4 protein-coding genes are annotated in these 4,847 nt (G+C 69.9%); all 4 read left to right on the top strand.

Translation table 11 applies throughout. From position 1 onward, the window contains the following. Positions 1 to 162 precede the first annotated feature (162 nt). Positions 163 to 1,077, top strand: coding sequence for an SDR family oxidoreductase (locus STRIP9103_RS28250; protein WP_009325627.1), 915 nt, complete (start codon positions 163 to 165; stop codon positions 1,075 to 1,077). A gap of 207 nt (positions 1,078 to 1,284) precedes the next feature. Then, entirely contained in the window at positions 1,285 to 1,923 is a 639-nt protein-coding gene (locus STRIP9103_RS50150; protein ID WP_048821125.1) for an antibiotic biosynthesis monooxygenase, read from the top strand. A gap of 31 nt (positions 1,924 to 1,954) precedes the next feature. After that, positions 1,955 to 4,075: an aminodeoxychorismate synthase component I gene (pabB, locus tag STRIP9103_RS28240; protein WP_048821127.1), complete on the top strand. Its 2,121-nt coding sequence runs from the start codon at positions 1,955 to 1,957 to the stop codon at positions 4,073 to 4,075. Continuing rightward, positions 4,072 to 4,847: AMP-binding protein (locus tag STRIP9103_RS28235; protein ID WP_158696917.1), on the top strand; the 776-nt coding region annotated here is incomplete at its 3' end. The genes pabB and STRIP9103_RS28235, both read left to right, overlap by 4 nt.

Here is a 4,847-nt window from a genome sequence, read left to right as displayed (position 1 = left end):
CGCACCCCGTCAGGGGCTCGGGGAACGGCGCGAGCAGCCCAGGACGACCCGCGGGGAAAAGACGACAGAAGATGTCCGGCTTCCACGGCACTCTGCTGTCGGCGGAGCCGGACCACACCCGGTGTCCACCGACAGCGCAGCCACACGCAGGGGAGATCGGACATGACGAAACCACTGGACGGCAAGGTCGCACTCGTCGCGGGAGCCTCACGCGGCGCGGGCCGGGGGATCGCCGTGGAACTGGGCGCGGCCGGCGCCACGGTCTACGTGACCGGCCGCACCACCCGCACGCGCCGCTCGGAGTACGACCGCCCGGAGACGCTGGAGGACACCGCCGACCTGGTGACCGAGGCGGGCGGCCACGGCATCGCCGTACCCACGGACCACCTGGAACCGTCACAGGTCCGGGCCCTGGTGGACCGTATCTCCGACGAGCAGGACCACCTCGACGTCCTGGTCAACGACATCTGGGGCGGCGAGAAGCTCTTCGAATGGGACAGCCCGGTCTGGGAGCACGACCTGGACAACGGTCTGCGGCTGCTGCGGCTGGCCGTCGAGACACACGCGATCACCAGCCACCACGCGCTGCCCCTGCTCCTGCGCAACCCCGGCGGCCTCGTGGTCGAGATGACCGACGGCACGGACGACTTCAACCGCGAGAACTACCGGAGCTCCTTCTTTTACGACCTCGCCAAGGCCTCCGTCCTGCGCATGGCGTTCGCCCTCGGCCACGAACTCGGCCCACGCGGCGCCACCGCCGTCGCCCTCACCCCCGGCTGGCTGCGCTCGGAGATGATGCTCGACCACTACGGCGTCACCGAGGAGAACTGGCGCGACGCCCTCGACCGCGTCCCCCACTTCGCCATCTCCGAGACCCCGCGCTACGTCGGCCGCGCCGTGGCCGCCCTCGCCGCCGACCCCGAGGTCGGCCGCTTCAACGGCGACTCCCTCTCCAGCGGTGCCCTCGCCCAGGTGTACGGCTTCACCGACCTCGACGGCAGCCGCCCGGACGCCTGGCGCTACCTCGTCGAGGTCCAGGACGCGGGCAAGCCGGCGGACACGACGGGGTACCGCTGAGCCGAGACCCGCGCCTGACCCCGACCTCACCCTCACCAGCGCGTTCCGCTGCGGCTCGAAATGATTGGTGAACCCATTCGCCCAGTTCGTCGCTTTGTTTTCGGGGCTCTTGCCCGGAGCCGGATGGCGATGGGGACGGCGATGGTGCGCCCAAGGATCCAAGGCGACCGAATTCCGTCATAGTCCCACGATCCGGACACCTTGAAAATGTTCGATGAAGATTTGAACGGGGTGCCAGCCCTTTACGTATTCGACGGCGTGAGCAGGAATCCCGTTACTGTCACCATCGCGTATCGCGTGGTGCCGGGGCGCGAGGCCGACTTCCACTCCTGGGGGTGGGCCGCGCTGCGTTCGACCGCGCAGCAGCCGGGTTTTCTGGGGGGAGGCGTACTCGTCGACAGAGAGGCGGAATGGCATGTGGTCTACCGCTTCGGCAGCGACGATTCGGCCCGGACCTGGGAGAACTCCCTGGAATGGGCCCAGTGGGCAGCCCGCGCCGATGTGCTGGCGCAGGAGACCGGCCGCCGCAGAGTGGTGGGCTCCAGGGCCTGGTTCGACTCCCAGACCACCCGGGAGCCCGCGCCGTCCGCCCCGCGACCGCCTCCGAAATGGAAACTGTGGCTGGTGAATATGAGCGCGGTGTTTCCGCCCGTGCTCCTCTTCAACCTGGCCATACTTCCTTATCTCAATGACCTCAATCCTTTCTTCCGTACGCTTTTACTGTGTCTGTGCGTGACGGCGATCGTCACGTGGATTCTCATGCCGAGGCTCCAGCGATTTCTCAAGAAATGGCTGTATCCGCCGCTGCAGGCGCTGCGCGGTCGGCACAAACGTCGGACTGCCTAGGTCCGGCAATGATCAGAGGGGGGTGGGCCGGATGAAGACCCTGCTCATCGACAATTACGACTCGTACACCTACAACCTGTTCCAGCTGATCGCCGAGGTGAACGGCGAGGAACCGGTGGTGGTTCTCAATGACGCCCCGGCGGACGCCATTCCGGAGCTGCGCGCATTCGACAACGTGGTGGTGTCGCCGGGACCCGGCCACCCCGCCGAACCGCGTGACTTCGGTATCGCCGCCCGGGTGATCGCCGAGGCGACGATCCCCGTCCTGGGGGTCTGCCTGGGGCATCAGGGCATCGCGGTGGGGGAGCGGGCCGACGTCGAGCCCGCGCCGTGGCCCCGGCACGGGCATCTGTCCACGGTCCGGCACGACGGCCGTGACCTGTTCCACGGCCTGCCGCAGAACTTCACGGTGGTGCGCTACCACTCGCTGTCCGTGCGCGAGCCGCTGCCGCCGACCCTGGAGGCCACCGCCTGGTCGGAGGACGGCGTCCTGATGGGCCTGCGCCACCGCACCCGGCCGCTGTGGGGCGTGCAGTTCCACCCCGAGTCCGTCCTCACCGACCACGGCCACCGTCTGCTGGTCAACTTCCGCAACCTCACAGCGGAACGGGCCGGCAGCCCCCGTACGAAGAAGACCACGGTCAGCGCCCCGCTCACCGGCATGATCCCCCGCCCCCGGCGTGCTCCTGGCCCCGCCTACCGGCTGCACACCCGCCGTATCGCCGGCGCGGTCGACACCGAGGCCGCCTTCACCCGTATGTACGCCGACTCGCCGCGCGCGTTCTGGCTGGACAGCTCCCGGGTCGAGCAGGGCCTGTCACGGTTCTCCTTCTTCGGTGACGACAGCGGTCCGCTCGCCGAGTTCGTCCGCTACGACGTCGACAGCGGCGTCTGCGAGATCGAGCGCGCGGGGCGGCCCGTCCGCAAGGTCAGGGCCGGCGTCTTCGACTATCTCAAGCGGCAGCTGGCGGGCCGCAGGGTGGACGCCACGGGTCTCCCCTTCGACTTCACCGGCGGCTACGTCGGCTACTTCGGCTACGAACTCAAGGCCGACACCGGCTCACCGAACCGGCACTCCGCCGAAACCCCGGACGCCTGCTGGCTGTTCGCGGACCGGCTCATCGCCGTCGACCACGAAGAGGGCTACACGTACGCCGTCTGCCTCGCCGAGGACACCCCGGCCGCCTCCCGCGAGGCCGGCGACTGGCTCGACACCGCACTCGCCCAGCTGACCTTTGCGGCCTCCCGGATCGGGACGCCCCCACGCTCCGGCGAGCCGTACCCGCGCGCCGCCGAGCCCTGGCTCGTCCGCGACCGCGCCACGTACCTCGCCGACATCGAGGCCTGCAAGGCCGAACTGAACGCCGGCACCAGCTACGAGGTCTGTCTCACCAACGCGGCACGCTTACCCGCGCCGTACGCCCCGTACGACTTCTACCGGGTGCTGCGCCGCACCAACCCCGCCCCGTACGCCGCCTATCTGAAGTTCGGCGACCTCGATGTGGCGGGATCGTCCCCCGAGCGCTTCCTGCGGATCACCCGCGACGGTGTCGCCGAGGCCAAGCCCATCAAGGGCACCGCACCGCGCGGCGCGACCCCGGAGGAGGACGAGCGACTGCGGGGCGAACTGGCCGCGGACGCCAAGACCCGCGCCGAGAACCTGATGATCGTCGACCTGCTCCGCAACGACCTCGGCCGTGTCTCGCAGACCGGCACCGTACGTGTCTCCCGCCTCATGGCCACCGAGACCTACGCCACCGTGCACCAACTCGTCTCCACCGTCGAGGGCAGGCTGCGCGAGGGCATCGACGCCGTGGACTGCGTCCGGGCCTGCTTCCCGGGCGGCTCGATGACCGGGGCGCCCAAGCTCCGCACGATGGAGATCATCGACGCGCTGGAGACCGAGGCCCGGGGCGTGTACTCGGGAGCGCTCGGCTACCTCGGATGCAGCGGCGGCGCGGACCTCAACATCGTCATCCGCACCGGCGTGTTCCAGGAAGGCCGGATGCATCTGGGCGCGGGCGGCGCGATCGTCCTCGACTCCGACCCGGCCGCCGAGTACGACGAGATGCTCCTCAAGACCGCCGCCCTCATGCGAGCCCACCGGGAACACGCCTCGGCCCCGGCCGTCACCGAGGAGACCACCCGATGACGACGACACCCCACCCCACCCTGCTCAAGGCCGCCGCGAGCATCCCCACCCAACGCGGAGCCAAGGCACCCCGACCGGCCGACGCGAACGCCCCCGGCAACCTGGCCGCCCACCTGGCCGCCCTCGCCGAACGCCGAGGCTGGACCGACCGCCCGGCCTTCCACCAGGGCCACCGGGCCCACACCCACGGCGAGATCCACGCCTTGGCGTCCCGAGCGGCCACGGTCCTCGCCGACCACGGGGTACGCCCCGGCGACCGGGTGATGCTCGCCCTGCCGGACTCGGTTGCCTGGGTGACGGCTTTCCTGGCCACAGCCCGCTTGGGTGCGGTAGCGGTCCTGGTCAACCCGGAACTGACCCCACCCGAACTCCAGTTCATGTCAGAGGACACAGAGGCGGTCCTCTGGGTGACCGGGCCGGGCCTGGACCATCACATCCCGGCCCGCGACAACCGCGGTCGAGAGTGGGGGAGCGACCAGCCACACACACCCGGCGCTGCTTCCACGCCACCCCGAGCGGAGCGCCTGGGTGCCGACCAGCTGATGGCTCTGAGCGCCACAGCCGCACCCAAGACCGACGCCCACCCGGTGGACGCCCACACCCCCCTCTACATCCAGTACACCTCCGGCACCACCGGCCGCCCCAAAGGCGTCGTGCACGTCCACGGCGACCCCAAGACGTACCACGACCTCATCGGCCGCCGACTCCTCCGCATCACCCAGAGCGACGTCACCCTCTCGGTCTCCCGGCTGTACTTCGCCTACGGCTTCGG

The organism is Streptomyces ipomoeae 91-03, assembly GCF_000317595.1.
GTDB classification, from domain to species: domain Bacteria; phylum Actinomycetota; class Actinomycetes; order Streptomycetales; family Streptomycetaceae; genus Streptomyces; species Streptomyces ipomoeae.
This window is presented reverse-complemented; position numbering and strand designations above follow the sequence as displayed.